Annotated in this window: 32 protein-coding genes; 21 read left to right on the top strand and 11 right to left on the bottom strand. The window is 57.9% G+C overall.

Annotated elements, in window-relative coordinates:
• Positions 1 to 110 precede the first annotated feature (110 nt).
• Entirely contained in the window at positions 111 to 1313 is a 1203-nt protein-coding gene (locus BUC04_RS08730; RefSeq protein ID WP_067655712.1) for a hypothetical protein, read from the bottom strand.
• 95 nt (positions 1314 to 1408) lie between these two features.
• Entirely contained in the window at positions 1409 to 2308 is a 900-nt protein-coding gene (locus tag BUC04_RS08725; protein ID WP_143165619.1) for a hypothetical protein, read from the bottom strand.
• A 140-nt stretch (positions 2309 to 2448) separates the two neighbouring features.
• Between BUC04_RS08725 and BUC04_RS08720 the strand changes: the two genes are divergently transcribed.
• The 3 genes from BUC04_RS08720 to BUC04_RS08710 all read left to right on the top strand — a co-directional run bounded on the left by BUC04_RS08720 (position 2449) and on the right by BUC04_RS08710 (position 5263).
• Positions 2449 to 3315, top strand: a complete 867-nt coding sequence (locus BUC04_RS08720) for a hypothetical protein (RefSeq protein ID WP_067655718.1) — start codon at positions 2449 to 2451, stop codon at positions 3313 to 3315.
• A 239-nt stretch (positions 3316 to 3554) separates the two neighbouring features.
• A complete protein-coding gene (locus tag BUC04_RS08715; protein ID WP_067655721.1) occupies positions 3555 to 4781 on the top strand; it encodes a zincin-like metallopeptidase domain-containing protein in 1227 nt (408 codons plus the stop codon).
• Between the two features lie 161 nt (positions 4782 to 4942).
• Positions 4943 to 5263 (top strand): hypothetical protein, encoded by a 321-nt coding sequence (locus tag BUC04_RS08710; RefSeq protein WP_067655724.1) that lies wholly within the window; start codon positions 4943 to 4945, stop codon positions 5261 to 5263.
• Positions 5264 to 5321: 58 nt separating this feature from the next.
• Here BUC04_RS08710 and BUC04_RS08705 read toward each other — a convergent pair whose 3' ends face one another.
• The 4 genes from BUC04_RS08705 to BUC04_RS08690 all read right to left on the bottom strand — a co-directional run bounded on the left by BUC04_RS08705 (position 5322) and on the right by BUC04_RS08690 (position 7806).
• A complete protein-coding gene (locus BUC04_RS08705) occupies positions 5322 to 5876 on the bottom strand; it encodes a hypothetical protein (RefSeq protein WP_067655727.1) in 555 nt (184 codons plus the stop codon).
• On the bottom strand, positions 5863 to 6096 hold the full coding sequence (locus tag BUC04_RS08700) for a hypothetical protein (RefSeq protein WP_067655730.1): 234 nt from the start codon (positions 6094 to 6096) through the stop codon (positions 5863 to 5865). The genes BUC04_RS08705 and BUC04_RS08700 overlap by 14 nt, the downstream gene beginning before the upstream one ends.
• Before the next feature lie 81 nt (positions 6097 to 6177).
• Positions 6178 to 6525, bottom strand: coding sequence for a hypothetical protein (locus tag BUC04_RS08695; protein WP_067655733.1), 348 nt, complete (start codon positions 6523 to 6525; stop codon positions 6178 to 6180).
• Between the two features lie 9 nt (positions 6526 to 6534).
• On the bottom strand, positions 6535 to 7806 hold the full coding sequence (locus BUC04_RS08690) for a DGQHR domain-containing protein (protein WP_067655736.1): 1272 nt from the start codon (positions 7804 to 7806) through the stop codon (positions 6535 to 6537).
• Positions 7807 to 7997: 191 nt separating this feature from the next.
• Here BUC04_RS08690 and BUC04_RS08685 point away from each other — a divergent pair, with 191 nt between their 5' ends.
• From BUC04_RS08685 to BUC04_RS08650, 6 genes are all read left to right on the top strand, one after another.
• Positions 7998 to 11417 (top strand): tRNA lysidine(34) synthetase, encoded by a 3420-nt coding sequence (locus tag BUC04_RS08685; RefSeq protein ID WP_067655739.1) that lies wholly within the window; start codon positions 7998 to 8000, stop codon positions 11415 to 11417.
• A complete protein-coding gene (locus tag BUC04_RS08680; protein WP_067655742.1) occupies positions 11417 to 11884 on the top strand; it encodes a hypothetical protein in 468 nt (155 codons plus the stop codon). The genes BUC04_RS08685 and BUC04_RS08680 overlap by 1 nt, the downstream gene beginning before the upstream one ends.
• 87 nt (positions 11885 to 11971) lie before the next feature.
• The gene (locus tag BUC04_RS08675; RefSeq protein ID WP_067655745.1) at positions 11972 to 12352 is read left to right on the top strand and encodes a hypothetical protein; all 381 of its coding nucleotides are present in this window, start codon (positions 11972 to 11974) and stop codon (positions 12350 to 12352) included.
• Positions 12353 to 12430: 78 nt separating this feature from the next.
• A complete protein-coding gene (locus BUC04_RS08670) occupies positions 12431 to 12904 on the top strand; it encodes a hypothetical protein (RefSeq protein ID WP_067655748.1) in 474 nt (157 codons plus the stop codon).
• A 667-nt stretch (positions 12905 to 13571) separates the two neighbouring features.
• Positions 13572 to 13790 (top strand): hypothetical protein, encoded by a 219-nt coding sequence (locus BUC04_RS08660; RefSeq protein WP_143165618.1) that lies wholly within the window; start codon positions 13572 to 13574, stop codon positions 13788 to 13790.
• 632 nt (positions 13791 to 14422) lie between these two features.
• Entirely contained in the window at positions 14423 to 15745 is a 1323-nt protein-coding gene (locus BUC04_RS08650; protein WP_067655760.1) for a GIY-YIG nuclease family protein, read from the top strand.
• Positions 15746 to 15888: 143 nt separating this feature from the next.
• Here the strand turns inward: BUC04_RS08650 and BUC04_RS08645 are convergent, their stop codons facing one another.
• Both BUC04_RS08645 and BUC04_RS08640 read right to left on the bottom strand, forming a co-directional pair.
• On the bottom strand, positions 15889 to 16722 hold the full coding sequence (locus BUC04_RS08645) for a GIY-YIG nuclease family protein (RefSeq protein WP_067655763.1): 834 nt from the start codon (positions 16720 to 16722) through the stop codon (positions 15889 to 15891).
• Positions 16719 to 17708, bottom strand: a complete 990-nt coding sequence (locus tag BUC04_RS08640) for a hypothetical protein (RefSeq protein WP_067655766.1) — start codon at positions 17706 to 17708, stop codon at positions 16719 to 16721. The genes BUC04_RS08645 and BUC04_RS08640 overlap by 4 nt, the downstream gene beginning before the upstream one ends.
• A gap of 400 nt (positions 17709 to 18108) precedes the next feature.
• On the opposite strand from BUC04_RS08640, the gene BUC04_RS08635 reads away from it, so the two are divergent.
• Positions 18109 to 18324, top strand: a complete 216-nt coding sequence (locus tag BUC04_RS08635; protein ID WP_067655769.1) for a hypothetical protein — start codon at positions 18109 to 18111, stop codon at positions 18322 to 18324.
• 670 nt (positions 18325 to 18994) lie between these two features.
• Here the strand turns inward: BUC04_RS08635 and BUC04_RS08630 are convergent.
• Complete coding sequence (locus BUC04_RS08630; RefSeq protein ID WP_067655772.1) at positions 18995 to 20182, bottom strand: hypothetical protein; 1188 nt, start codon at positions 20180 to 20182, stop codon at positions 18995 to 18997.
• Positions 20183 to 20581: 399 nt separating this feature from the next.
• The gene (locus BUC04_RS08625; RefSeq protein ID WP_143165617.1) at positions 20582 to 21058 is read right to left on the bottom strand and encodes a hypothetical protein; all 477 of its coding nucleotides are present in this window, start codon (positions 21056 to 21058) and stop codon (positions 20582 to 20584) included.
• A gap of 215 nt (positions 21059 to 21273) precedes the next feature.
• On the opposite strand from BUC04_RS08625, the gene BUC04_RS08620 reads away from it, so the two are divergent.
• The 7 genes from BUC04_RS08620 (at position 21274) to BUC04_RS08590 (ending at position 24444) form a co-directional block, all read left to right on the top strand.
• Entirely contained in the window at positions 21274 to 21639 is a 366-nt protein-coding gene (locus tag BUC04_RS08620; RefSeq protein WP_067655776.1) for a hypothetical protein, read from the top strand.
• A gap of 58 nt (positions 21640 to 21697) precedes the next feature.
• The gene (locus BUC04_RS08615) at positions 21698 to 22060 is read left to right on the top strand and encodes a hypothetical protein (protein ID WP_067655779.1); all 363 of its coding nucleotides are present in this window, start codon (positions 21698 to 21700) and stop codon (positions 22058 to 22060) included.
• On the top strand, positions 22057 to 22536 hold the full coding sequence (locus tag BUC04_RS08610) for a hypothetical protein (protein ID WP_067655782.1): 480 nt from the start codon (positions 22057 to 22059) through the stop codon (positions 22534 to 22536). Before BUC04_RS08615 ends, BUC04_RS08610 begins: the two co-directional genes overlap by 4 nt.
• A gap of 163 nt (positions 22537 to 22699) precedes the next feature.
• Complete coding sequence (locus BUC04_RS08605) at positions 22700 to 23011, top strand: hypothetical protein (protein ID WP_143165616.1); 312 nt, start codon at positions 22700 to 22702, stop codon at positions 23009 to 23011.
• An 88-nt stretch (positions 23012 to 23099) separates the two neighbouring features.
• Positions 23100 to 23582: a hypothetical protein gene (locus tag BUC04_RS08600; protein ID WP_067655788.1), complete on the top strand. Its 483-nt coding sequence runs from the start codon at positions 23100 to 23102 to the stop codon at positions 23580 to 23582.
• Positions 23583 to 23593: 11 nt separating this feature from the next.
• The gene (locus tag BUC04_RS08595) at positions 23594 to 24049 is read left to right on the top strand and encodes a hypothetical protein (protein WP_067655791.1); all 456 of its coding nucleotides are present in this window, start codon (positions 23594 to 23596) and stop codon (positions 24047 to 24049) included.
• Positions 24046 to 24444: a hypothetical protein gene (locus tag BUC04_RS08590; protein ID WP_067655794.1), complete on the top strand. Its 399-nt coding sequence runs from the start codon at positions 24046 to 24048 to the stop codon at positions 24442 to 24444. Before BUC04_RS08595 ends, BUC04_RS08590 begins: the two co-directional genes overlap by 4 nt.
• A 1-nt stretch (position 24445) precedes the next feature.
• Here the strand turns inward: BUC04_RS08590 and BUC04_RS08585 are convergent, their stop codons facing one another.
• Positions 24446 to 25216 (bottom strand): hypothetical protein, encoded by a 771-nt coding sequence (locus tag BUC04_RS08585; protein ID WP_067655797.1) that lies wholly within the window; start codon positions 25214 to 25216, stop codon positions 24446 to 24448.
• 111 nt (positions 25217 to 25327) lie between these two features.
• Between BUC04_RS08585 and BUC04_RS08580 the strand changes: the two genes are divergently transcribed.
• The 4 genes from BUC04_RS08580 to BUC04_RS08565 all read left to right on the top strand — a co-directional run bounded on the left by BUC04_RS08580 (position 25328) and on the right by BUC04_RS08565 (position 26756).
• Positions 25328 to 25570: a hypothetical protein gene (locus BUC04_RS08580; RefSeq protein WP_067655800.1), complete on the top strand. Its 243-nt coding sequence runs from the start codon at positions 25328 to 25330 to the stop codon at positions 25568 to 25570.
• Between the two features lie 150 nt (positions 25571 to 25720).
• Entirely contained in the window at positions 25721 to 25900 is a 180-nt protein-coding gene (locus BUC04_RS08575) for a hypothetical protein (RefSeq protein ID WP_067655803.1), read from the top strand.
• Positions 25897 to 26151: an SH3 domain-containing protein gene (locus tag BUC04_RS08570; RefSeq protein ID WP_067655806.1), complete on the top strand. Its 255-nt coding sequence runs from the start codon at positions 25897 to 25899 to the stop codon at positions 26149 to 26151. Before BUC04_RS08575 ends, BUC04_RS08570 begins: the two co-directional genes overlap by 4 nt.
• Before the next feature lie 137 nt (positions 26152 to 26288).
• Positions 26289 to 26756, top strand: a complete 468-nt coding sequence (locus tag BUC04_RS08565; RefSeq protein WP_067655809.1) for a hypothetical protein — start codon at positions 26289 to 26291, stop codon at positions 26754 to 26756.
• The last annotated feature ends 114 nt before the right edge of the window (positions 26757 to 26870 follow it).

Genomic DNA, 26870 nt, shown 5'->3' with positions numbered 1-26870 from the left:
TTCCTCCGAATAACCGGAGGCGGCCAGTGCTTCCACCAACCGCCGAGCCGGGCTCGGCTTATCAACCCAATGCAGAAAACGATTAAACATGTGTTCGTACCCTCTTACGGTCAGCGAGTCAGCTCTGCGCTTGGCTCACTGACGTGAATTTCTCGGCCATCCAGTCCGGTGAGCTTGGCGACACGGGACTGGCCCAACAGGCGATCATCGATGATCAGCAGCTCGCGGCCTTTGAGCTCTTCCTGCACCGGCGCTTCAGCGTAGGCAGGCTGGGATGCACTGGCATAGTAGCCTACCACACCCATTTTGCGCGCCATAAAGTTGGATGCCGCCCGGGCCGGGTTCGGCTCATCGGTCTGCGACAGGGCATGAACCACAGCATCGTGAACGTTGCCACGGGTGTAATCCGGCTCAAACACCAACCGAACCGGCAAACTTGCCTTGGCCGCCTGCAGACTCCCGAGCCCCTCAGCCAGGCGACACAGGCTATGGAACTCATCACTGCGGTTGTCCATCTCCGGCAACTCGTAATGCGAGGCGTTGGCCAGGGCAAAGCTGAACATACACTCCCAATCCAGCTCACACTCTTCGACCACTGTCTCGGCCAAGGTCAGCAGCTCAATGGGCTCACCGCTGTCATGGCGCAAGATCCGGTCGACATCCAACCAATCCAGCGCCGGAGTGACCGCCTCAAACTGTTCCCGGTAATCCTCCAACCAGCCCTCAACGAACTCCTGGTCATGCGACTCAGCGGCCAGCTCCGACAACACGCCGGCCATCTCCCAAAACTCTTCCTCACAAACCCTGAGACGACTTACCTTCTCCTCAGTAGCCAGATACTCGACCAACTCGGTGATTGCCCTCTCCACCACCTCGACTCCGGCGACAGCCTCCCACTCCTGCAGATCGGCCAGCTCAACGCCGGGCAGCTCCAGGTGGTGACGGGCCCCATAGTGGATCTCAGCACCGGCCAGCAACGCTGCCCCCTGCTTTTCGTACAAGGTCTGGATAGCCTCATCAGCATTTGCCAGGGCAGATCCGAAGGCCTCCCCCTCTCCAAAGCGGACATGCAGCGCGACCAACTCATGACCCGGGCTGCCCTTGGGCAGCTGGCGACCTTTGTAGATCACGTTCAGTGCCGGGTGGTAGCCGTCGTACTCCTCCAGGTAGTGCCCAGACAGCGCCTCACAACCATCCGGCGCCAGGTACAGGGCCGCGATCTCCCCCTGTTTAGCGATGCCGGTACCGGTACCGACGTGCTCTAGGCTGGGGCGGGTGTAAATAGTGGGCGATGCGTTGGTACCACGAAGCATTGGCTAGTCCTGATTCTTAATCTGTTTTTATTATGCCAGCCAGACTGACAAAGGGAATGCACCGGTATCACGCCAATGATATCGGCCTCAGGTCCCTACATCGGGCCCAGGCTCTCACCTTCACCGGCTAGTTGCTGCTGGCGGCCCTTCTCTACAAACTCCACCAACCCGGGGAACTCACGGCGAACAAAGGCCAGCACGTAATCGATGTTGTCACGCAGGATGTTCAGCCGCTGCAGACCCTCCTCGCCTAGCTGGCAATCCCCCTGCCATTTCTCCAGAGACAGTTTCAGGTGCTCAGGCTTGAGCTTGCCCGCATCTGGGCTATTACGCTCAGCCAACCACTGTTGACGAGTCAGTCGAGGCTTGTTGTAGCTCACCCGGATCCCATCCGGATACTTGAAGAACACCCCAGACACACAGCCCGTCTCTGAGAGATCCTCACTGGCATCCACGTGGTCAAGCCAACCTGGCTCCCTCACTGCTGACCGATAGACACCAATGGCTGCCTTGGCCCAGTCCGGATGATACTTAATCGCGTACCTCAGCACTTCATCGCAACCTTCGCGGATCTCCAGCATCGCGCTGACGCCATTGTGTCCGGATTCCAGGCACTGGTCGGTTTCCGGGTCCCGTCCCTGCCAACGGATAACGGAGAAAATCGCCGTGTCCGGGTCTCGCTCCGAAGGGTGCTTAGACCCGCGCTGCTTCACGTACTCAATCTTGGCGCCATTGCCCTTTGCGCCGACAAACCGACGGACAGGCAAGGGATCTTCCAGTAGCTCAAACTCGATCTTGTGGTTTTGGCTGTCACCGTTGCCGGAAGCTTGGACCGCGTACAGGCGGCGCTCTTCATCGCGCACCTCAGCGTAGGTGCCATCCCGATCAACTATCTCCCAACCCTCCGGCATGTGGCTATACAGCCAGTCAGATAGGGTCGCAGAGTTGTCAAAGTGCGGCTCCTCGGTTTGATAGGTGTAAGGCTCTCGCTCCACGATAAAACTCCCGGCTTTTTCTTTCATTTTACAGCGTTACGATCTAGGCCCGGGAAACCCCCTAACCACTCATCATGGATGCAATTGGCCACCTGCCACCTAACCTGAATCCAGACTCATCGCTAGCTGTCGGAGCCCCCATGTATCTGCACCGTTCATTATTGACCTTCCTGCTGCTCACCCCCCTTGCCATGGCCGAGCGAATTGACATTGATGAAGACACAACGTTTCCAGATGGCACCGTCGTCCCTGCCGGCGACACCTGGCGCATTAAGGACGGTGCAGTAGTCACCATACTGGGCAGTTTCCGTGTTGAAGGCAGCCTCAGGGTCATACAAAGCAGCGCGATCAACGGCAACGTCACTTGCGCCCCAGGGGGATATATCAATATTCAGAACTCAGACATGATTGGCCAGTTCTTAGCTGAGCCCGGGTGCGACGAAATTCGACTGTTTGCCGATGCCGTTCTACAAGGTGACATCACAGGTGGGCCCGTCAGATGGGTGAGTATCCGCATGAGGACTACTGTTCAAGGCAGGCTCCATCTTAAAATCGGGGCCAAGCTGGATATCGACCACTCCACCGTCGATGGTAATGTCCGGGCGCACTTTGTCCCCCACGAACACACGAACGGTTTCGATCTGGATACGGCTACCGTTACACGAGGCGTCAAAATCACATCTGAGCCTGACGTTATGCCCAACTACTCCATACGCGACTCGACTGTTGGCACTCGGGGCATATTCAACGGCGCTGACAATGCCCGCATTAGAAGAACCCAGTTTGGCAACCGCCTCAGAGTAGCCGCGTCTGATTACGCACAAGTGAAGGAATGCACCCAGCTCAACCCTCTTGGTGCGATTGCTGTGGTCAACAACACACACAGTAGAGTCAGTGACAATGTCATCCAAGGAGATCTGCGCTTTCGCAAAGGCCGCCAGGAAAACGCCTCCTGCGAGGCTGAAAACAACACCGTCTTTGGCTCCATAATCGGCAGCTGCCAATAGGCGGTGCAACCCATACCCGCTCTTTACCACGCACCCAAACTGCGGGTGCTAACCCAGGTCTCTTCAGCCCGCACAGCTCATTCTTCACTCATGCGATTAAGGAGGTCTAGGTTAATCGTGATCGCTGTGGCACTTTTACCAACCTAGCATCTTAATGATTCCCATTCGTAGCTAGTATCCAGACCGAATTCACCTGGATACAACCAAAGACCATCAATTCCGCCACCCTGATTGAACTGTTGGTTAACCTGCACCTTACCGAAGGCACTGAAGAGCAGCGCCTGAGAAAGGCAAAAGAGGACCTGCAGCGGCGCCTGAAGCAAGCAAGCCGCAAGAACCAGGAACCGCGATTTATCGAAGCGTTATCGACCCTGCTGGCCTGCGATGAGCACAACCTCAACAGCTTTGCCGACATAGCGGTCAACGTACTTTATCCAGTGCATGCTGGCTTAGCCCTGGCCTATGCCGACGTGTTTTCTCTCTGGTCGACCATCATCAACGGGTGCCCCGAACAACGACGGCAGTGGCAACAGCCCTGGCTCATCCAGCCCGTTTTGGCTGAGAAGTTCAAAGGCGGCAGGCCGGTGTTTTACCAGGGAGAGCGAAACCAGCTGCTGGCAGGCGCGGCCATCAACTTCATCGAAGCTCAGCGCACCCGGGCCGGCGAAGACGCTTGCGCCTGTGCCGCTATCGCCCGCCAAGCCCAGGTCGACGAGTGGACTCGACTCCGCCCAAAGCTGGCGGACATCCAGCCGATCACTTCGCTGGCCTCACCGGCCCAGGCCGATGCGAGCAGCAGCGATACCCAGTTCTTCCGCTTCCCAGTCTGGCTTGCTGAGGATTTCGTTGCCGCGATGTCCCCCAGCCAGAAAGCCACCCTTGAACAGATCAAACATCGCAACCACCCCAAACCCCGGTGGTGCCTCGGTACTTCCCTGGCCCAGGTGGTGACCGACAAGATTGAGTGCGAACGTCAGGCCCACAACATCACCATCGCAGATCACCGTTCCCGGGCGCTTTACACCCAGGGCAGCAGGGTTGTCCATCTACCCCGGCCAGAGCAGTTCGAGTGCGCAATCAGCTACTACGCGGTCTGGTCCCATGAACTGGCCCACTCGACCCAAGACGTGACCCAGAGGTCGGGCAAGCACGAGAAGAAAGGCAAGAAACTGCGCTACGCGATTGAAGAATTAGTTGCAGAGAGTTGCGCCTTTCTCGCCGTGAAACGCCTGGAGCGCGACATGAGACAGCGTGGTCCACTGAGCGTGGAAGATGAAAGCGCCTTTCAAGATGCCTATGAGAGGTCGGCTAACTACCACACGGAGTGGGGACTGCGTACCAGCAAAGCACTTCGCGAAATCCTGTTAGCAAAGCGGCGAAACGGCGTATTCTACTCAATCATCAACGATACTCTAGCGGCCAATCGGCTGATGGCCAGTGGTGAACCGGTCACACGGCTCAAGTAGAGCATAACAACGTATTGGGGAGCTTGATGCTCCCCCCTCTCAACTGGGGCAGGCCCATCCCTTAGACGTGCTCACATCTAGCTGATATGTTGTCACTAGTGACAAGGATGAGTCATCGGTATACAGCCATTGGCTGGACCAATTTAAGTGAGGGGATCACAATGTACAGGCTTTACGCTCTTCTGCTCGCCACTGCGCTGCTCTCTGGCTGCACCTCAACCGCCGAATCACTGGAGAAGATCTACGGCTCCCCCTCGGATTACGCGTCTGCGGAGGAGTGGATGGCCGCTTCGTATCTGACCGCAACCTACGTGGACAACTACGCCGTCACCTATCGGATTGCAGGCCAACCCAACCAGGTTTTCACCTCCAGAAAAACCGCCTACGAACGGATGAGACAGCTTGAAGACTTTCGCCTGTTCTTCCAGCCCTGCTTCGATGCTGCCCAGCGTGGCGAGACCTGCGACGCCCTGACACGCTAGTTCTTCAGTCCCTTGATTGAGCAAGGCCGCCCTGCTGGCGCCCAGATGTATCCCTACATCAACCCGCTGGCAGCACCTTTGAGGCCGGGATCTCCGAGTAGGACACGTCCCTGCTGAAGGAGAGCTTCAGCGGATATCGCACCCGCAGTGGCTCTTCCACTCTACTCAGTCGACGCGCCCGCCCATGCTCGATAGCCGTAGCAGTTTCCCCAGCCACTTCGAATTCTGACGCTTTCGGGTACACGTTAGCTTGCACGACAAAACCCAAGGAAGCGCACGCCATCGAATAATCATCACTGCAGTAGCGGGTTCCATCCTTCGCAATCAGTACCGGCACCCCACTCGCCATCAAAATGCCTGCTTTACGCATCATTTCCTCATCAAGCTTATCGGCAATCTCAGGGGCAAGATTTTGCTTGGCCAGCACCACATGCAGATTAGTCCCAGCGAAGCGCCCATAGCCTTTGTAGGCATGCTCAACTAATGGCTCCCCACCATCCGGACGGATTAAGTAAACCGTCTCCGCTGGAGCATAGCATTCAATCGGCATGGCCCGACGGCGACTCGAACCGTCAGGCAGTACCTCATGGACATCGAAACTAAACATCCCCATTGCCGGCACCCTCCTGCTGTTTCCACTGATTACGCAACTCAACCAGCACCCCTTCCAGAGTCAGCCCCTCGCCGGCGACAGTACCGATCAACTGATTGAGCAGACCGATGTCGTTGCTGGCCACCACAGAGGCCAGTGTCTTGGCGGCCTGATCCCCAATCGCACCGTCCAACTGGGTTTTGCTGTTGATCAGCGTCGCCAACTTCTCAACATTGTCCATAGTGCTCTCCTTTACTCACCCACGGCCCACCAGCCAATCACTCGACCAACCTGGACCTTATTCCTTTCAACTCAAGCTGGCTCAGGCCGCAACGGCAGCTTCGCCCCCAGCCTCGATGGCGCCGATCTCAATCTCAAACTCCAGCACCTGGTCGTAATCGTTACACTCATCAGCATCGTAGTGTTCGGCCCAGCGGGCGCGATCGTCTACGGTAGCCTCTCGGGCCCGCTGGGTGGCCTCCACCACTACTCCAAGCTCAGCCTGACCCAGGAACGCCGCCGTCTTCTTCGCCAGATCCATCTGGATGGTGCGCACCGACAGCACCGGCACCCCCGCCTTCTGCTGCTGTAATACGGCGGTTCGGACCTGAGCCAGAGCCCCCGGGCAGGGCTCCAGTTCCAGATCTAACAGATAAGCCTGATCAGCCATCACGCCCCCTTAACCCATACCCAACGCTTCGCAGGGCATCACCCCAACCTTCCGGCAGAACTGGAACGCCAGGCGCTTTTCAGAGCCCTTCACGATCGTGATCTTGCCGTCGTCGTTCTGGTAAATCTTGGCGGTGGTCCAGGTCTTATCGCCACGCTCCGTCAGCGGCATTTCCTTGAGCTTGGCCAGGCGACCCAACAGATCATCCAAATGTGCCTTCATCTGCTCCGGCTCCTCGGCATCGCTGTACATGAACTCCTCTGACATGGAGCAGCCCAGGTAGGCCAGTGCCTTGAAGCCAATCACGCAGGTCAGCACGTTGTTGTTGGCGGCTGCGCGCATCTCCTTGGGTTTGCCCGGGTGATCCTGCAGGTCCTTCAGCGGCAGATGCTTGTACAACGAAGCAAAGAAATTGATCATGAACTGCTTGAGGTGCTGTCCAATGACCGGGTTATCCAACATCTCGTTGGCTTTGGTCTCGTTCACGCCACCGAGCAGGATACGGACCATGTCATGCACGGTTGCCAGGTTGAACAGCTGCCCCTTGGCCAGGCGGCCAGTGCGAGACAGACCCTGAACCATGGCACCATCGAGCGCGTCGACGGCCTGGGGCAGTTCGTTATTCACGAAGCGGGAGACGGCGGTTTCGGAGTCAAAGAACAGGCTCTGGCTCTTGTTGGGCTTGCGCAGCCCCAGGTGGAAGTCAGCAAAGATCTGGCGTACAAAGGCCTCAGACTCCCGGATGGTCTTGGTGGGCACCAGCACGATCTTCACATCCAAGGCATGAGAAGCCAACTCAGGACGGATCTGCAATACCTCTTTGATGCTCACCAGGCGGCCTTGACCGTCAATGAACAAACGGTCGGCCCACGCCGGCAGAGTACCCCGCCAGACATGGTCCACCACCTCGCCATCGACAACGACGTCGACGCGCTTTAGCTCAAAGTCCTGGGCCGACAGCACCAGACAGGCAGAGGGGAACACGGTGTTATCTCGGTCACGCAGATAGGCCAAGATCTTCTTAACCCGAGGACGGTCAGCGTCGCGCTGCAGACGCTCAAATTCCGGCAGGGCTTCGTCTTCGATCTCGAAGTTGTCCGCTAGGACCTGATAGGTCGGCTTACAGCTGTAGGTGGTGCCGATCCCTTCGGTACCGGCCACCAGGGTGAAGGTCAGAGTCTCCTGACCGACAATAGTGCGCTGGGGGATGTGCAGCTCATCGGTGACCGAGCCCTGGTCAACAGCACCTTGCTCAATTACGGCTTCGTTCAACATGTCCATTTCGGACTCCTTGTCGTCACTTGTTATACATAAGTATATTAAATCTCGGCCAGATTGCAACCTTTATTTGACCCAGAGGCCTCACAGTTGCCCGCCCACTACATATATAGTTTTGTATATTGACAACGTTTAGCTGACCCGATAACCTGGTTGTCAGTTAAGGAAAACGCCGGAACGGCACAGGAGCAGGCATGCTTGCCATCGATATCAGCGGTAACGTCAACCAACAGGCCGAAGCGGCCTTTACCAGCCACGAGGCGCTGGTCGCCGAGTACCTGGCGCTGCTGGCGGAAGGTTACTGCCTGCAGATCGGCCTGTCCTACGGCAAGGACAGCAAGACCGTCACCAACGCCGCCCTGGATGCCATGCGTCGGGCCATTGATACCGACCTCATCGAAGCGGACCACCCGCTGGTGGTGGTTACCGTGGACACCCTGCTGGAGCCGGAGAACCTGCAGTGCTACGTGCCCTTTGCCGCCCGGCACCTGCAAGACTACTGCGAAAACCACGACATCAATCTCCAGATGCGCATCGTCACCCCGCCGCTGCACCAGCAGCTGATGATCCTGTTCGCCGGGGCCCAGAAACTGCCGGCCACCGCCATGTCCGGACGCCACGCTGACTGCTCACTGATTTGGAAGGTGAACCAATCCATTGCCGCACTGAAGCAGATCAAGCAGTCCCTGCCGAAGAAGTACCAGGACCGCACCTGGGTCTCTATTTCCGGCAGCCGCAGCGAGGAGTCCAGCCGCCGCAGCCACAACATGAACAAGCAGGGCGTTCGTGGCGTTAAGGCCGCCGCCCTGATTGACCGAGTCCGCAAGGCCAGCAACAAGCCGGGTCAGGTGTTCAAGTTCGCCCCCATCGGCGACTGGACCGTGCAAGAGGTGCTCAACTACCTGGCCCACTGTGGCGACAAGTCCATGTCCCGCACCCTGCCCAACCAGCGCATCGAGGCGTTCATGCCCCACTACGGCGTGCTGCTGCAGATCTACGGCGAAGGCTCCAACGACGTCTGCGAGATGGTCAGCAACGAAGATGGCAAGCAGGAGCAGTCCAAGGGCTGTGGTGGCGTGGCCCGTTACGGTTGCGTTACTTGCGGCATGGTCAGCAACGACCACTCCGCCAAAGAGCTGCTTGCCTACCCCCGCTGGGCCGTATTTGGCGACAGCACCCTGCGCTTCCGTGACTACATGGTCCGTGTCGGCACCGACATCAACCAGCGCGCCTACCATGCCCGGGCGTATGACCCCGTGGCTAACTGCAACGTGCTGTTGCAGCCCAACGTGCTCAAGGCCCGCGTGCTCGAGCATATGGTCCAGTATGCCGCCCAGATCACCGTGGACTCCCAACAACTGCATCGCGACTTCGTCGAGTTGTACGAGCAAGGCCGCGTTGATGAGCACCCTGGCGTGCAAGACATCATGGCCGATACCACCATGATCCCGAAGGTCCGTCGCGAGTACCGCAAGATGTATATCGAGCGCTTGCGTGCAGCCCCGATGTTCAACCTGTTCACCGAACAACATGCCGTGCTGCTGAGCCTGATGTGGGCACTGCATGGGGTCGCCGCCCTCCCCTACCGCCCGGTCAAGATCCTCGATGACGTGCGCAAGGGTAAGCGCCTGCCCTTCCCGCTGACCAACAGCGAGCTTAACGCCAAGCTGGCGGCACAGGGCCGTGGCAAGTGGGACAGTGACACTGAGCTCAACCGAGAGGTACCGGAAGCCATTGCCGTCCAGCTGTTCAAGCCGGTTAAGAAGAGCTTCGCTCAACTTAAGGCAGAACATGGCGACGCCCTGTCCGCTGAGCACCTGCAGGACTACCTGCCCATCCCGCTGGAGAACCTCCCCACCGGTCGTGATCTGGTAATGGACCCGTTTGGCCGGCCTGTACAGCGCCCCAACACCTTGCCGACCCACACCCGCCGCTTCCAGTTGACCTACGCTTTCGACCCCAAGACGGGTGAAGAGGCGATCTCCGCGAAGGACGGCCACAGCGACCGGCAGATCAACCTGAGCCGGGACCCGGCACTGCGCTCTCAGTTGCTGAGCCTGGGCCGTCGCGACCTGGCCACTGCCTTTGAGAGCCAGCACGGCTTCAAAGCTTCGGTAGAAGAGATCCACGCCGACATCATCGCCAACCAAGCCGGCCCGGTTGAGGTCAGCGCCACCCACGAGTTTGCCCAGCAGCGCCTGTTCGAGTCCGAAGTTGTCGACTACTCTGGCGATCGCAAGGCGGAACCTGCCAAGGGCTTCTCCCGTCGCAAGCGCCAGGTCAACAAACAGACTGGCGCCATGGACCCGGGCCGAGCTTCTCTCAAAACTTACAAGGCCAGCACTGACTGCGTCAGCCACCGTCGCCAGGTTGCTACCGTCGGCTACTGGATGCCCGACTTCACCCTGTCTGTACGTACCCAGATCGACCTGCACGATCAGGGCACTGTGGACCTGGACAACATGCAGGCCGGCTTCAACATCGACTCTGAGCGCTTCCACGCCTGGCTCAAAGAGGGCGCATGGGGGCTGATGCTGGCCCAGCACGATGCCGCCATGCAGCAGCGCATTGCCAAGCGCCTGCCGCTGCGGGCCTACCATGGTACTGCTCCGGCCTACTTCATCACCAGCAACTCCGGCGTGAGCACCAGCGTCCAGTTCGCTGACTACATGACCAAGGCCCTGTCGCGCACTGAGTGCTTCCACAAGGCCGGCCTGTTTAACCTGGGCCAGATGCCGTCTAAGCTGATTGCGCACCACCCCAGCGTCGTCACCATGGCCCAGCATCGCAGCCAGAAAGCCAACCACCTGCTGGCCATCCGCCACCTGCGCAACCTTCAGCGTCGACGGGTGCACGCCCTTGGCCTGACCAACACCCAGGACGCAGCCGCCCGGGTCATCCAACGCCTGGATGAGTTCGCCGGCCAGTACCAGCGCGTTGCCAAGCAACACCTGGCAGCCAGCTTGCTGCAGCACCGCGGCGAGCAGTCCCGCACCAAGCTCGACATCACCCGCTACTGGCTGCTTGAGCATGGACCGGCCCTGACCTCCGAGAAGGCGGCCCTGGCTCTACTGGCCACCCAAGCTGAGCAGAAGGCCATCGTGACCGATCGCAAGGCCTTGGCTGCAGTGCGCCGGGCCTACTGCCAAGCCTCCCTGGAGATCGCCAAGCATCTTGATCAGACCGGTACACAGCTCAGCGCCCTGGTGAGCGATCACCAGTCACAGGATGGCTTTGAGTTCGGGGAGTACTGTTACGAGATTACAGGCGACACCGGTGCAACCGATGCCCTGGCGGACTGGATTTGCGAGCAACTGCCGGGCACCAACCACTACTCGACCACCAGCTACCTGATCACCATGTTGGCCTTTGCCCACGGCATGCCGCAGCAGTGCGCCGTGTTCGGCAAACAGGACAGCGAGAACACCCCGCAGAAGCTGGCGGACCGGGCCCACCTGGCCAAGGAGCAGATGAAGCAGGTGCACCTGAGCGCCAAGCCCCGACAACTGGAGGTGTTCAGCGCGCTGTACCGCGCCCGCAGCCAAAGCGCCGAGCTTAAGGCCTCACGCCTGGCCATGGCCATGGGCGCCATCACCAAGCAGGAGGCCGCGTAATGCACTGTCACGCACCCCAGGAACTGCGCCTGAGCGCACAACAGTTCAAAGCCCTGCTGGCCAACAGTAACCACCAACGCAAGGAGGCCATCCGCCGTCGCCTGTGCTCGGTGCTGGTGAACGGCACCCCCTTCCCTGCACCAGGGGATGACGCCACCTTTAAGCGTGACGTTCAGCAGGGCATTGACCGGCTGACCCGGATGCACCAGGCCCATCAGCGCGCCCTGGTGGCCCCTAAGGGCACCTCTGCGTACACCGATGCCGTATTGGCGTTCTTCAAGGTGACACCCAAGCTCGGTCTTCGGCCCATGTACGAGATGATTGAAGCCGGCCACACCCCCGCGCAGATCGGCAGAGCCCTAGGTCTGGACCCGTCCAATGTCAGCCGGGACCGCAAAAAGTACCGCCTGGCACGCGCTGCCATGCAGGCCTATGGGTCACTAGCAGGGAACCTGTGCCGGCACTGAACCGCCATCGGACAAATACCTTGCATCCAGCAATATACTTAAGTATATTGTTACCTGTTGAGTGATTGATGGCAGGAGGCCACTGAGATGTATAAGCGAATGATTAAGAAAATCCTGCCCTCAGCTTGGATCGACCCCTACTTTGACGTCGAACTGAAACAGCGTGAGACACCGCTGACCGACATCGAGGCCGCCGAGTTGTGGTTTGCTCAGGCTGACGTTAACGTTAAACGCGCTACCCCACTGTTAGGGCCGGAGCCGACAACATGGATGCTGAAGCGACCGTATATTCCGATCTCCGAAACACTGTTTAAGTCGCTCCTCGAAGCGAAGCCTGACTACTACCAATTGCCCAGCGGCGTGATTGTCACCTTCGGTGAGGCCAATGTGGCTGGCGACTGGCGTAAGGCCACCTGCCTGATGCCGTTGACGGCGGATGCGACCGAGGTCGTCTTAGCTTGGCAGTAGCGCCGCCCCGGGGCGGACGACCCTAAACCCGTCGCGGTGCTGTCATCAGTACCCGACCCAACCCAAAGGATTGGGACCATGAAATCGATTGTTGAGAAGCTCCGCCCGACCTACCACTACTGGCGGCCTGTAGCGGCCCAGGCCGCTGCACTGGAGGTACCCGGACCTGAGGTACCGGCCAATGGAGCACGCTCCGAGGACCTGCTTGATAACTTCGCTCAGGCTCGCCCTGATGTGCCGACGGTTGTGATCTACCTGCAGGGCTCCGAGGCCGAAGCTGTATTCCAGCTGCACGAGGGTCACGTCGTGGCCATTGCCGCTGTCTGCGACTGCGCCTCCGAGGCCGAACGGGACCGGTTTGACATCGGGTACCAGGTACTGCCGCAATCGGTTGCAGCCCATGCGATGTCCTGGCCTGAGATGGTCCAGATCGACCCCAAGATGGTCATCGATGAGTTTAACGTCACCGACTGGGTGCGCTGCGCCGAGCAGTTCGCTCAAGCGTTGCTGGATAGTAAAGACGGCTGGGCCGAGCCGGACCTGCTGCAATGATCATTGGCGGGTACCGGTTGCTGCTCTACTGCGACTGCGTGGCCTGCGCTGAGCGGGCTCAGCCGGAAGATGGGGAGTTTGTGGGGGAGACCTATCCAGAGTGTGCCAGACAGGCACGAGCCGCTGGCTGGAAGATCGACAAGGCCAATTCCCAGTGCTTTGCACCTGGCCATGCTCACACGCCGCAGGCAGAGACTTAGCACCGGTGGTTGCAGCCTTTGCCTGGCTGCGCCATCATCACCTATACCAGACAGGGGAGAACCGGCTTATGCAATTATCACCCGAATGCCGTGAGTTTCTCATCGACAATGCCGGCTACCTGGCCAGCGCCATTGCGGTCGTGTCCGGCGTGGTCATTGGCCTGCTAATCTAAGCAATGCATGATCGAGTGTATCGAATCGATACACTCGTTTTTCTTTTTGCCGCAATTCTTTAAGTGTGCCAGCGCCCGGCCCCTCCCCCAAGCTCAGCCAAAGCACTATAGAACCTGGAGGCGGGCGCTGACGATGCAGAAGCTAGCACAGCGTGTCATACCCGGCAACGCATGAGCCCGCCTCACCTGGGTGGCACCCACACGCCGTGATCCCCGTCTCAATACACCAGCGCCATAGCCCTTTTCGAGTAATGCCGTTCGCACCACCACCCCACCAAATGATAGGATAATGCGTTGTTTCTAAACGCGATGAACCCAATGCACACCTTCAACTTCAAGATCTTCATGGGCATCTTCGGCCCTGTCGCCGTCACTCTGAGTCTGCTGGTTCACCTGCAGTCCGGCTTGAGCCTGTGGGTGGCCGGGATCATGGTCATTATGGCGATCAGCTGCGGCTGGGACGGATGGGAAGAGCTGCAGCGCCAGCGCGCCGAGCCCAGGCCTCAAGGCTGAGCCGATACCGGCGCCCGCTACCTCACGTACGGGCGCCTACGCCATTCCACACGCCCTGAGCCTACTCAACCCATCGCCGGGTCCCGTCATCCAGAACCTCGAGTTCTCGACCGTCGCTTGCAGTCCAGATCGTGGGTTGCCCCGCCCTGCTGGCGGACCGACACCCGCACTCATAGAGAAAGCTGCAGCGCCCTGGCCCATGCGACACCAAATCCTTGCCCTGGGCCGACTGACACACCTGACAAAACCCCTCGACCACAAACCGACGGTCGCCTGGGATCATCACCAACCGCTCCATCAAACCTGACAGAGCCTTCCTATCTTTCCCATTACCACATGACATAAATCGCACCTCACTGACCGATACCGCACCCACCGCAGCCAGGCCCAAAAATTATTTTTGTTTGAATTGCCAATTCCCCAGGATCGCAATCGGCCTTATTACGAAGGCCTGCCTAGCTTTCATTATTAATGGGTCGCCACTTACTCCAGTAACCCCAGTTTAACCGGCTAAATCCGGATTGCGCATGTGCATTTTGCACCTACAGTTACCTCGTAAGCCGGCTTGCACTTCACCTACGCAGTTCAGTCACATCGACTGGGCAGTAACGCTGTTGCGATAGGAGCAAGCCATGCAAAACTCTCAGCACAAACTCAAGACACAGCGCCATTCAGAGACCTCGAAACCAAAGCGCCGCTACAAACCCAATGGCTACTGGAACGACAAGGCCCGATGCCAGCAGGAGGCGTATAAATACTTAAACCGGCATGCCTTTTTTAAATCCTCACCAGGGGCATACGTCTCTGCAAAACGAAACGGTTGGCTTGATGAGATCACCGCGCACTACCAAGGCTATAAGCCTAAAGGTTACTGGAACGACAAAGCTCGCTGCCAGCGCGAGGCTGACAGATTTCAAACCCGTACCGAATTCCAAAAAGGCAGTCCCAGCGCCCACCAAGCTGCCAAGCGCAACGGTTGGCTTGAAGAGATGACCCAGAACTACCCTAACACTATTCACCCTGCCAACTACTGGACCAAGGAGCGCTGCTGGGCTGAGGCCCTGCAGTTCCAGGCGCGCAAACCCTTTCAGGTAGGGTCTTCCAGTGCCTACAAGGCGGCACGACTGCATGGCTGGCTGGACGACATCTGCTCGCATATGCGCCGCCGCGGCAGCCTCACCAAGCGCATGGTCTACATCGCCGCCTTCCCCAACAAGGTCGCCTACATCGGCCTCACCTACAACCTGCAGGAACGCAGTGAGGCCCACTTAGGCACCGGAGATCGGAGTAACAAGGACTCCGCGGTACTGTCCCACATTAAGAGCTCGGGCGAACAGCCGACCATAACCCCACTTAGCTTGTACCTGGACCACGAGTTGGCAGCGACAATTGAACAAGCCACCATCAACCATTTCAGACGGGCCGGATGGCGCTTATTGAACCGCCAGGCTGGCGGGGGTCTGGGGGCTTCCATTCGTCGCTGGGACGAGGAGACCATCCGCAGAACTGCCAAGGCCTACGACTCCATCCAGGCTTTTAAAGAGGGTGCCCTGAACGCATACAACGCAGCTTCTCGTATGGGGATACTCAAAGAGCTCACCCAGCACATGTATTCCAAGATCAAGCGAGCTGGCTACTGGACCAAGGAAAGATGCCACCAGGAGGCCCTCAAGTACGCCACCCGCAGTTTGTTCATGAAGGGATGCCCCAGCGCCTACAGCAAGGCGAAGCAGCAGGGCTGGAACCACGAAATCTGCTCTCATATGACTTCCAGGCATAAACCTCTCGGCTACTGGAACGACAAAGCCCTCTGCCAAGCAGAGGCGTTGAAATTCACTCGCCACGGAGATTTCCAAGAAGGCGCCCGCGGGGCTTCAGCGGCGGCCATCCGGCTCGGTTTCTATGACGAGATCACCACCCACATGGGGCCGCGGCGTCCACGACGTGCTCGGTAGAACCCAAAATAAGTGCCCTGCTGGGGACCCAGCAGGGCAACAATCTGGGCTTACGGCTTGCTAACTACACACGAGACCCAGCGCTCAAAGCTCGCTCGACCGGGCAGCGGGTACTTGCCGAGTCTAAAGCTAATCTCAATCTCTTAGGCCGCCTCAACAACAGGGCCACCGCATCTAGAGGCCTTCGATTCTGCCTCCTCGATAAACTCGGCCTTCATGGCGGTCTGATTCAAACCCTCTACAAACCCCTTTAGTTCACCCGTTGCCCGAAACCATTCCTTGCCACGTTCAGGACAAGTACGCAGATGATTGAACAACTTATGCAGACGAGCTTCCAATTTTTGACCTGCATAAGGGACCCAGCCGACCACCTTCATATTTTCAATACCAAGCTGATTTTCTATCTGGATGCGTCGGCGTTGAACATCGGAAGAAATGCCTATCTTTATTGCATTTACTGAAGAATCGTAAAGAAAGTACACATGCTGCTCTGAAACATTCAATTTTAAATCAACAATCATAGCATCGGAAAAAGAAGTCCCTCCTTTGACCGATTCGACCAGTAGGTGAGGGTAAATTTGCTTCCAAGAGGAATCCATTTCCTTTCGCGCCTTTTTAAGAACATGCTTCTTGTAGCTCGACTTCATCTCCTTCCGTACCCCTAGGGGCTGATAACATCCACTCTCGGCAAGCGCGAACGCCCCAGTTGGAACAAAAACCGTCTCCCTCCCCGTTGGGAGATCATTTAAACGCACGCCAACCTTGCGTTTGCCATTAATCGTCCTGCACTCCATGCTCAACCTTAAGCGAAACAGGAGATAGTTATATGCATGATGCCGGGCCGGGCAATTTTTCCCGTATTTATCTTTCCAAATTCTATAGTCTTCAGAACAGGCAGCCCTAAACCCCAAAGTTACTTTCTCCGCCTCAGGCATCGCCAAATAGTCCTCGAGTGCCTTTCGCAGTGACCTGTTCATACTCGGCCCTCCTCAGGGAACCAGTTAAACGAACTCACATCGTCAATGTGCAATGCCAGATCACTTTCTACTCCTGACGAATTGACATGCGGCTTGATGACAGCACCTCGCCACATTAGGAAGTGTAAAATCTGCTGTATAGCAGTTTCAGCTGGATTGAGGTCTTTTACGTAAGCACCTGCGACTTTATGGACATCTACCATGCAAATCCGAGACACCACCAACCTGGGCCGGTACCCAGCTAATACCAGTTGCTGCACGTAGTAATTCAAAAAACCAATAATCAACGGCTGAAACCACTTACGACGAGTGACAGACGGCGTTGGCTGCCCAGGCCCTACCGCTTCACCGTCCCCCCCAACGGCACTGACTATATCTAACTCCCGCACGAAGACCTCAACGTGCGATCCTTTGAATCGGTGGTAGGCATAAAAACTGATATTGAATTGTGGGAAATAGAGAGTGGGGTTTACAAAGTAACGATCTCCATCACGATCCTGCTTAGCTAAACTACCCCTCCGACGCATTGCTTGCTCCATCACATCCGACAAATGCAATGGCATCAACTGTATCTCTTCGACTAGCTCCGCATAACTCTGCTTAGCCATGGGCTTCGATCTTTCACCTTCAAGCAGGGCAGCCAACCATACATCCGGAATCCCACGTAAATCACCCGTGAGAACCTTATGTAACGGCGAACCGATTAGAACGTCCCGTCCGCCTAAGTGTGACTTAAGCTCGGGGAATTGGGTCTTTAATATCTGATCTACTTCAGCACGAGGACTTTGAAGCGAATACATCCCGGTGGAGTCATTTGCATAAGCCCCGGCACATGGCTTCCCGAACTGGTCCTTTAATGCACTCCAATCTTCAAGATAATAGGCAACCGCGATGGCATCTTGTGCGTGCGTATGTTTTATTCCTAACTGCTGAGAAAGTTGCTTAGCAAGAATGCGGGCTTCGTTAGAGGTGGGGTATCGGCTCATGATTCAGCATCTCCAGTTCTCGATCACGCGGCCCACAAACACGAGATCACCTGTGATACTCATTCACTTATAGCGAGTGCATTGCTATAAAACGCCGCCTTTGGCTTTGTCTGTGGGCTGACTGGAACGCGTAAGTCCAAAAATTACCTTACCAGCGCTTTTCCTGCGGCTCAAGACCCTTTTGTTACTTATTTACCGTGCATCCTGGTATACGTTGACATACGAGCTAACCGTGATAATTTTAAAACTGCCGGTCCCCAAGGGTGGGCCTGTCCCATCGACGCAGGCACCATCGGCATTTAGCCGAAATAACTGAGTCTCACTTTTCCTCACGCTAGTGGGGGTGTGCCCCGGGACTTCGGGGCGATTATCGGAGACTAGCGTTATGGATACAAAGCACATGCAACAGCTGATTGATCAAGTCGCAGCCACTGGTGATGACCATGAGCTTGCCGAGGGGGTCGTGCTGGTTCGCGGAGATCGCCTCATCGAAGCCCAGAGTGGTTGGGATCAGGGCGACGACTCTAAGGAGTTGGCACTGAACCCAGCCGAGGTTTATTGGTGGGGGGATCATGTCGTCGTTGCCGACGCCGAACAGTTGGCGGAGTGCTACTGAGTGAGACGGCGAGCTTCGGCCCGCCTCTTTTTAGAACCCAATAGCCGACACAACCTGGAGCTCGACGCCATCAGCAAACGCTGGCTGCCTGTGACCTTACAGCCCTTCGCGGGTTGTTCGTCGACATGCGCTCTCTAGTGATGCAACCACAGCTTTGGCTATTGCCAGCGAGTAGATTAGCCCCGATAACGACCCTCTCCTCACCACAATCACACCGGCAGACATACTCCGGCTTCCCCGCTGGGTAGTCCTCGCAAATACCCACGACTTGGTATCTCCCAAACCGGGTACCTGGCAAGATCTCGACCAACCTGTGTGTTCTTGAGGTGTTGGCCGCCGTCTCCCTATGGAGACAACCACATGAACGGGTGGCCCCCTTCGCCACACTGGAATTACGGCCTTCGTATAAGGCACCGCAATCGTAACGAAAGAGGGTACGCGATGGGCCGTCCATTACAAGCACGGCCCGGATCACCACCAGGCGGCCGTAACGTGCTCCCTCAGGTAACTGCGTTCTTTGTCTTGGCATGACGCCCAACTACTCCCGGTGAACTCACCACCACTTCAACACCTGAAAACCCACCAGCAAAGCAGACCAAACGCTGGCACTATAGCGCAGACCCATTGACCTTGCTACATCACCCACCACAGGAATGGGCCCCTGCAGATATCACCAAGTAGCCGAAGCGCTGACCCCCTCGGGATCCACATCTGAGATCCTCACACTGCCCTCCTGAAGGTGTAGCAAACGGATCTCCAGACCCTTCACCATCCCTGGCCCGAACTCCAGATTCAGTAACCGGCGATAGGCCAAGGTATGCAAACTGGTCGCCACCCGGGCTACCACGCGCTCCCCTTCTTCGAACTCAAGCACCTGCCCGCTTATCACGGCGTTCAGCTCCTTGCGGTCCATGCCCTCCGGGAGGCCCGGCCAAGACAACTCGATCACCCTCACCGGCTCAGAGGTGGTGCGATACGCACTACGGATCGAGCAGGTAGCGCAAATCATCTTCACCGGGCCAGTGCCACCTTTCGCCCCGACCATGAAGTCATGACACACACCACAGCGCCGGATCCCCGCCATCGCATCGGGATCGCCTGAAACGCTGGGCGTCATCTTTGCCAGGCGCCGCACCCGGATCTTTGCCAAGAACTCGACCTCATCGACCTCAGCACCCTTGGCCAGGAACTCCCCGCAGTGCTCCTTTAGCCACCCCTCCGTTACCCAGGTATGGAATTCGAGGTCCTTTAGGCCCTCAGCGACCCGCCTCTGTGCGGATATGCCTTTGCTCAGCAGGTACTCAGCAGCCATCCCCGGGATCCCCTCCAGCTCTGACAGTTGGCCAAGTGAAGACGAGACTGCCAGGGTCGGCGATATCGCGGCAATGGCCATGCCGGTCAACAACTCCTCTGTCACGGGTGACGGCGCCAAGATCGCGATGCCCTGCTGCCACTGCCAGGCGATAGCGTCCTCTAGCCACTGCTCAAAGCTGCGTTCCCTAGGCAGGTACTGCGTTCCCTTGCGTATGGTATGGAACCACGTCGAGAGCCGGACCAGTGGAACATCGAGCGCTTCTGACAAGACATGCTGCAGCAACCACTGCTGGCGGTCCGGATCTTCAGGCAGAGGGCGGAGCAAATTACGGTGTTCAAGCTGCGCATGGATCCGGGATGCCATCACCACCAAGGGCGGTAACTGCAGCCCCTCCTGAAACACGCAGCCCTGCCACGTCGATTGGCCAAAGGCCCGGGCCAGGTATTGCTCTGCGCTGCTTCGGCGAAGGCGTACACCAACGGCCGCCAGGGCATAGCGAAAGCGGGTCAGAACCGGGTTGAGTTGGGATTTGCTGAGTTTCACTGAGCACCCCCACATTCCATGGCGGGCACCTGGAGAGACGCGGAGGTCTTGATCAGTTGTATAGCGGTTGTGCCCGGGGTAAACCCTAGGCAGATAGGGCAGTCGGTAGTTGGCATCATCAGCTTCCTGGCCTTTCGGCGTCGCTGCGTGCAGTCCTTGCTCACTGCTGCAGCATCGTAAAGCGGATGGCACAAACAGTATGTTTTTCTGAGACCTTAGCGCAAGACAGGTGGTCGTCCCCGGGCCCTTGGGCACCTGCAAGCATTACCCCACAGCAAGCCCTCCAGGTCAAGCACCCACCCCCCAAGCCGATGATTGACACGCGTCACAAGCAACAAAAAGGGGCCTTCATGCTGTCTCGCCAGGCCTCAGTTGCCTCAAGTGAAACCTGCTGACCGACTACTGCTCCTGCAAGCTACGGTACCGGATAATTTCCTGATCCAGGGCCGGGGAACCCATCCAGGGCTGATGCTTGAGCACGCTGGCGACCTGGTGCAGTGACTTGATCTGCTGGCACAGCGCGATTGCTTCCTCGACACCCTCTTCGCTGCCAGGTCTTGAACCCAGTTGCTGCAGGCGCTGCCGCAGCAGGTCCTGCTGGCTGATGAGGTCACTTTGCATGGGCCAAAACAGCTGCCGCTCAACGAACAGCAGTCCGATGACGGAAGAAATGGCCAGGCCAAACCCCAAGGCCGCGATCCAGCTGCCAGCTACTGCGCTCAGCGGCATCAGCAAAATGGGGGTGACGTAGGACACCGGTGATAATAGCCAACGCCTGAGCGAACCCACCCATTGCGCCTTTGCCATCAAGGCGGTGAGGTCGTGCTGTTCCATCTGCAGGCTGGTGTCGTTGTCGGTTTCCACGGCGTATCTCATTGGGTCCTGTCTGGCTTGATGATCCCACTCCAGGCGCACCAGTGCAAGTCGCCGGATCACACTGAACCGCACTTACTTTGCGCCTCAGCAAGGCCGTGGCTTCCCAGTCTCGGAGCCACAACAAAAGCAACGGCTTACGCCCACGCCCCCTTGCCTTAAAGTGTTAACTGGCATATACTTTTATATATCGAAATTGTTGATTTTGGAGTGTACCCATGGAGTGGGATTTCAAGGCGAGCATCAAGGTGGACGACCCGGATACCGTGGCTTTGGCGCAGTTCTTACTGGCCAGCCTGACCGAAAAAAACCTGGCCGTATTGCAAAAGCCCATCAGCATCATGCTCCCCATCGACGGGTGGCGCAGCAAGACCATCGCGACCTTGTTCAGCCCGGTTATCGTTGACCGGCTCACTATGCTTCAGAAAGCCATTGAAAGCGGTCAGTGCCAAAGCCAGACCATCCCTGCCCTTAACCGCCAGGCCCAGCGACACGTGGTGGGTGCCGCCATGTGTGAGTTGCTGAACAAAGGCTACCGCTGCCGGCTCCTGAGCCTAATCCAGCCCGACACAGTGGATGCATAGGACTGATTCTGCTGGTAGAATTCGCCAGGTTAAACGTTGTAGCAAGGATGAAGAGGCCATGGCCCCCAAGGTGAGCTGGAATGCCCCAGAAGAGACCCCGCCGGTACCGCTTGGTACCGAACAGTTGTTCTGGGTGGCTATCCACAACCTCCGTACCGACAAAGTCCGGGTGGAGCTGGCGTACTACCAAAACCGCCCTTTGCAGCACCACCCCGATGGGCAAGCCAAAGACTGGGTGTTGCTCGATCATATGGAAGAGCCGGTGCACTCTGTCGGATGGGTCGAGAACAAACGCTGCGACAGCTTCGACGACTTCTATGAGCACCTCGACCTCAACGGAGACTACCAGTTGGCCGGCTGGGCAGAGTACCAGCCGCCGGCATTCAAAAGACCCAGTACACAACCAGGAAAGCCGCAATGAATTCTGCCTCAGAACAGCTTGCCCGGGCCATGACGATCCGACGGCATCACATCCAGGTGAACACCCAGCTGCTGCTGGTGTTCTCTCTGTGCACCCTGCTCAATCTCTGCCTTGCCTTTGGCTGGTCTACCCCGGCAGTCGACAGCGGCACCGCCGCCCTTTACATGACACTGGCGGCACTGACCACCACCGCGGCCAACGACCTGGCGTTTTACCGCAACAAGGTTGCATCGCGCCGTGAGCGCGCAGCAGCTGCAGCCTGGAGCGCAACTGCAACCGTACTCATCCTGACTGGCTGGGTGTACTTCTCTGAGTACGCAGTCGCCTACCTACTGTTCATTGCCGCGCCACTGCCAGCACTGTATGAGGGGCGGAAAAACGCACGCGTTCACCAGAAAATGGAGCGTCAAATTGCCCACTTCGAAGCTGAGGTGCGTAAGGAAAACGCGCAGACGTGCGCAACACCCAGCGCTTAACCGATTGACCAGACCCAGTGAGACACCGATGACCGAGCGTTCCGCCAACGTGGCCTCCCACCAGCAAAACCGATTGTCAAAAGCCCGGCCAAACCACCTTGCCGTGGGACTCTGTACTGGCTCTGCTGCCCTGGCCCTAATGCACTGCTGGAACCAGGCCCCAGTGAATAACGACCCCTGGTCCACCCTGGCCCTTTTGCTGGGCCTGAGCCTTGCGGCGGCCCTGCTTAATGACGCTCTATTCTTCCGGGGCCTGCTTGACAACCTGGCTGAGCGAGTTGAGATGGGGCTGTACGCGCTGATGCTCAGCCTTCCCGCGACGGGCTTTGCGTTGTTGCACTGGCCGAGGCTTACCCTGCTGGGGCTTTTAACCGCACTTCTTTACGCTTTGGCCCAGTCTCAAATCTTGCAACAGCATGTCAAAGCCCAATCCAATCACCGGTTAGCAAATGGCGACACGACTCCCAAGGCTTAACCAGCTACCCACAACAAACACCGACGGCGGATCATCGGATGAACTGTCCGGCCGTCCTGACAAATACAACAACCCGAGGCTTTACCTAATGCAAGACGCGCAACACACCCGCGCCATCGATGATGAGAAGCTGGTAGGCAGCTACATTACCCCCTACGCCATCCCCCTGCTGTGCTTCTGCACCGTGCTTCCACTCGTGCAGACCTGGCTACAGCCCACAATCTTGGACAGCAGCGTTGCCAGCGTCACCCTACTCATCGGCATCGCCCTGGCCAGCTCCCTGTTCAGTGACTTTATTAACTTCCGCGGGGTGGTCAACTCTATCAAAGCCCGTGTCATTCAAGGCGCCTGGACCTTTTCCCTTACGTTAATCGTGATCAGCCCCCTGCTCGATGTGTCATTGCTCATGGGCTTCAGTGGCCCGGTGTTTGCCTACCTCACCGGGCAACTCATGGTGGGTCACCTGCACAACAAGCGGCGATTCCAGCAGGTCCTTCAACAGCTGCACTCGCAAAGCGAAGACAACGCCAACGCCACAGCCAAGGCCCACAGCGGCGACACTGCTAAGTGAATCGAGACCTGGTGCAAAGCACTGTAGACGACGTCCAGCACCTTAAAGCCGTTACCGGCCCGGTGGGCGTCGCCCTGCTCTTCCTCATCTCGACGTTATTGCTGGCGGAGCACTGGCTCTGCCCAGTGATTGTCGACAGCGGATGGCAGTCAGCAGCGCTCCTCGTGTTACTTTGCGGCCTCTCCACCCTGGCAAGCGACGCGCTGTGCCTTCGAACACACGGGATCAGTAAGGCGGCCCGCCGCTACGCCGGTCTTAGCACCTTCCTGCTCACCTTAACTTCACTCGCTGTCGCGCTGCATTTCTCCCACCTGCTAGCCATCATCGCGCCGATCATGGCTATGGCCATGGCAAACACACAGGCTTCTTTGATACTTGAGGGACGCATGCATCAACAGGCATTGCAGCAACTCGAGAGTATCAGCACAATGAACAACGAACCGGACAAGGACCAAGACCCGTCATGATCCACCCAAGAGCACAACTGCTACAGGACTCCTACGACGACGCCGTACTGGTGTTTGATGCGCTGTCCGCGATTTGCGGCCTGGGCGCTCTGGTCAATATCGTGATCGCCTTCAGCCTGACACCGGCGGTTGCTATCTCGCTGCTTGCCATCTCCGCCTGCACCAGCTGGATTGCCTGGCGCCTGTGGATGAAAGACACCGGGATGACGGACGCCATGTCTATCAGAGCCCGGCTGTTCTGCTTTACCGCCAGCTTCATCCTGACCTGGAGCCTACATCTGTTTGCCCCCATCACTGCCCTGCTGGGTCCTGTCGTCGCACTGGTGTTTGCGCTTCCCTTTGTCCACATAGACCGAAAGCATCGCCTGGCCATGCACCAGTTTGGTGGCTGCTAGGCTACTGCGCCACCAGCCCGCCTGCCCCGAGACTATTGACCCGCTCCTTCATCCTGGCGAGATCTCTCGCTAGATAACCCAGCGCACTTGCGAAGCGCTCTGACTGCTCTTCCCAGCCACGCTCAACAACACCCTGGTCAACGACAACCTGCACCTGGCGATCAACATCACCAAGCACCCGCAGTTCGTACAGCAAGGCACTTTCGCCGCTGCCTCCGTGCACCGCGCCATCGTAGCCAGCCTCGCGCAAACCTTTCACCACCTCGGGATGGTCCAATACGGCATAGGCGCTCACATACAGCTCCCCTAGAGCTTCCTCATCGCTGCGCGTGGCGAACAGGGTTTCGATGTCCGGGCACCCAGCCAGGTCGTTGTCGGTATTGTAGATGTGGTCCTCCCACTCGAAGGCCAGGCACTTGGTCTGCCCCACCCCCAGCACCTTCGCCAGATCTTTCAACTCATAGAAACCGTCGCTGATGCACTGCAGCCACTGTTGTTCGCTTTGGTCCGGGCGTCGCTCCGGGTAGACCTTGGCCATATTGACCATCGCTGTCATGACCCGGGGCCGCTCAACCACATCGTCACGATTGTTGGGGCTGGTGGCGTACCTGACTGCACATTCAACACTCTGGCGCACATCCCGGTCCCAATTATCACTGCGATAGCCCGCCAGCAGATCGGGCGCAACGAACGTCGGTGCCCCCAGTTTGGTGTTAACCCCCCCGTTCTTCCCATGCTCGCCCCGCAGCGCAATCGCAGTAATCCCCGGCATCCCGCAAACCTCTTTTTCTTTAATTTTACCACCTAGAGACCCCTAGGGATTGCCATTTAAAATATACTGAGGTATATTTAATGGCATCACTAGGACAGGAGTCCAGTACGCATGAACCAACGCGACATCCACCTGGAAGGGATTTCAGAAACCCTTGCCTCCATGAAGCACCAGCTAGCAGAGGCGATCAAACAGATCACCAAGGCCGAACAGGCAGTCCAAGCCAACCCGGACAATCTCGATGAGCTGGAACGGCAACTGGCGGACGTGGTGAAACTGCCTGGCCAACTGGCCAACGCCATGCGCACGGAACGGCTGATGACCGGCCTTTTGAAATTGCACAAGGGCGAGTAACAAGTCCAGTGCCGGTGTTTACGCCGCGACCGACCGCCAGACACCCATCGGGTGCCTGGCTGTTGCCGTATCGGCACCGGCAACGAACGCCATCCTGTGCCCAGTCACAGGCCCCGCCGGGGACCCGGCAACAACAGAGGAGAAGTAATCATGCTTCAATCCGTGTTTTTCTCAGTGCTGTTCCTGGGCACTGCCGCGGCCGGCGCCGTCGCGGTCCAGTCTGACACCCTGGCCACCCACGCTGTGCCGGACCAACTGCTGGCGATCACCCTCTCCGGCCTGGTCGTGCTCGGCATCAACCTGTACAAGCGCCAGACTTCGGACCAATGACGCAGCCCCAGCAAACCGATGAGCTGACCGAAACGGAGATCGTCAACAAGCTCTCTGAAGGCTGGGCGCTGCGCTGCGGCATCAACGGCTGGCACCTGGAGAGCCCGCGCAAGCCCTATCAACGTACCAAGTCGCACTCAGTACCTGAGTCCCTGGTGGAGGCCCTGCATGCCAAGGGGACAATCACTTATGCCGAAGGTCACTGGTCGACGAGTGCGATTTTGACCGACCATAACAAGGACGACGCCTAACCAGAGTGAAATTAACGCGTACGCCCAACACAACCCGAAATGGTGCCCATGCCAGGCTTCAGGTTACACTGGCCGCTATTACGACGTCAGCGGACAGCAATCGCGCCTGTGCACAGTTTGCCAGGAGATCTGTCGCTATGAAAACCAACACCAATAGCAACACCGTCGCCATGAAACGCAACTCCATCTTGGCCCAGGCCGGGCTCGACACCAATCAGGCTGTTCTGACTTTCTGCCAAACCAACAAGATTGCCTCGCTGAAGGAGCTGGCGGATCACCACGGCATCGCCATCCAATCCGCCTCCGAAGCCTTAAAGGACCTTGGCGTAGAGTGGAAGGCGGTGCGCGCTCAGTTGCTCAAGCAGGGTATCAACTTCTACGAACGCGGCATCACCTACCCGCCAGAACTGCGAGCGGCCATCGACCAGGGGACCGACGGCCTTGCCAGGTACTTCATCAAATACGGTTTTAGGACCTATGACCAGGCAGCACAAGCTTGCGGGATCTGCACCACCACCCTGGCCGGACAACTGCGCCGGCGCCAGATCACCGCGGCCGCATTACGCACCCGCATCGCCGAGTTGCAAACCGCTCAGGTCGCTTGATCACAACCTGCTACGACCAAGCAGCCCCCTTGACCAGCCACAACTACATGGCCATAGCCACTGCGGATGCCAAACACAGGGCGGTTTCGCCGACCTCAACACACACCCAGCCTA

It is taken from the genome of Ferrimonas marina, assembly GCF_900129905.1.
GTDB lineage: Bacteria > Pseudomonadota > Gammaproteobacteria > Enterobacterales > Shewanellaceae > Ferrimonas > Ferrimonas marina.
Note: the sequence above shows the minus strand (reverse complement) of the source record. Positions and strands in the feature narration are given on the sequence as shown.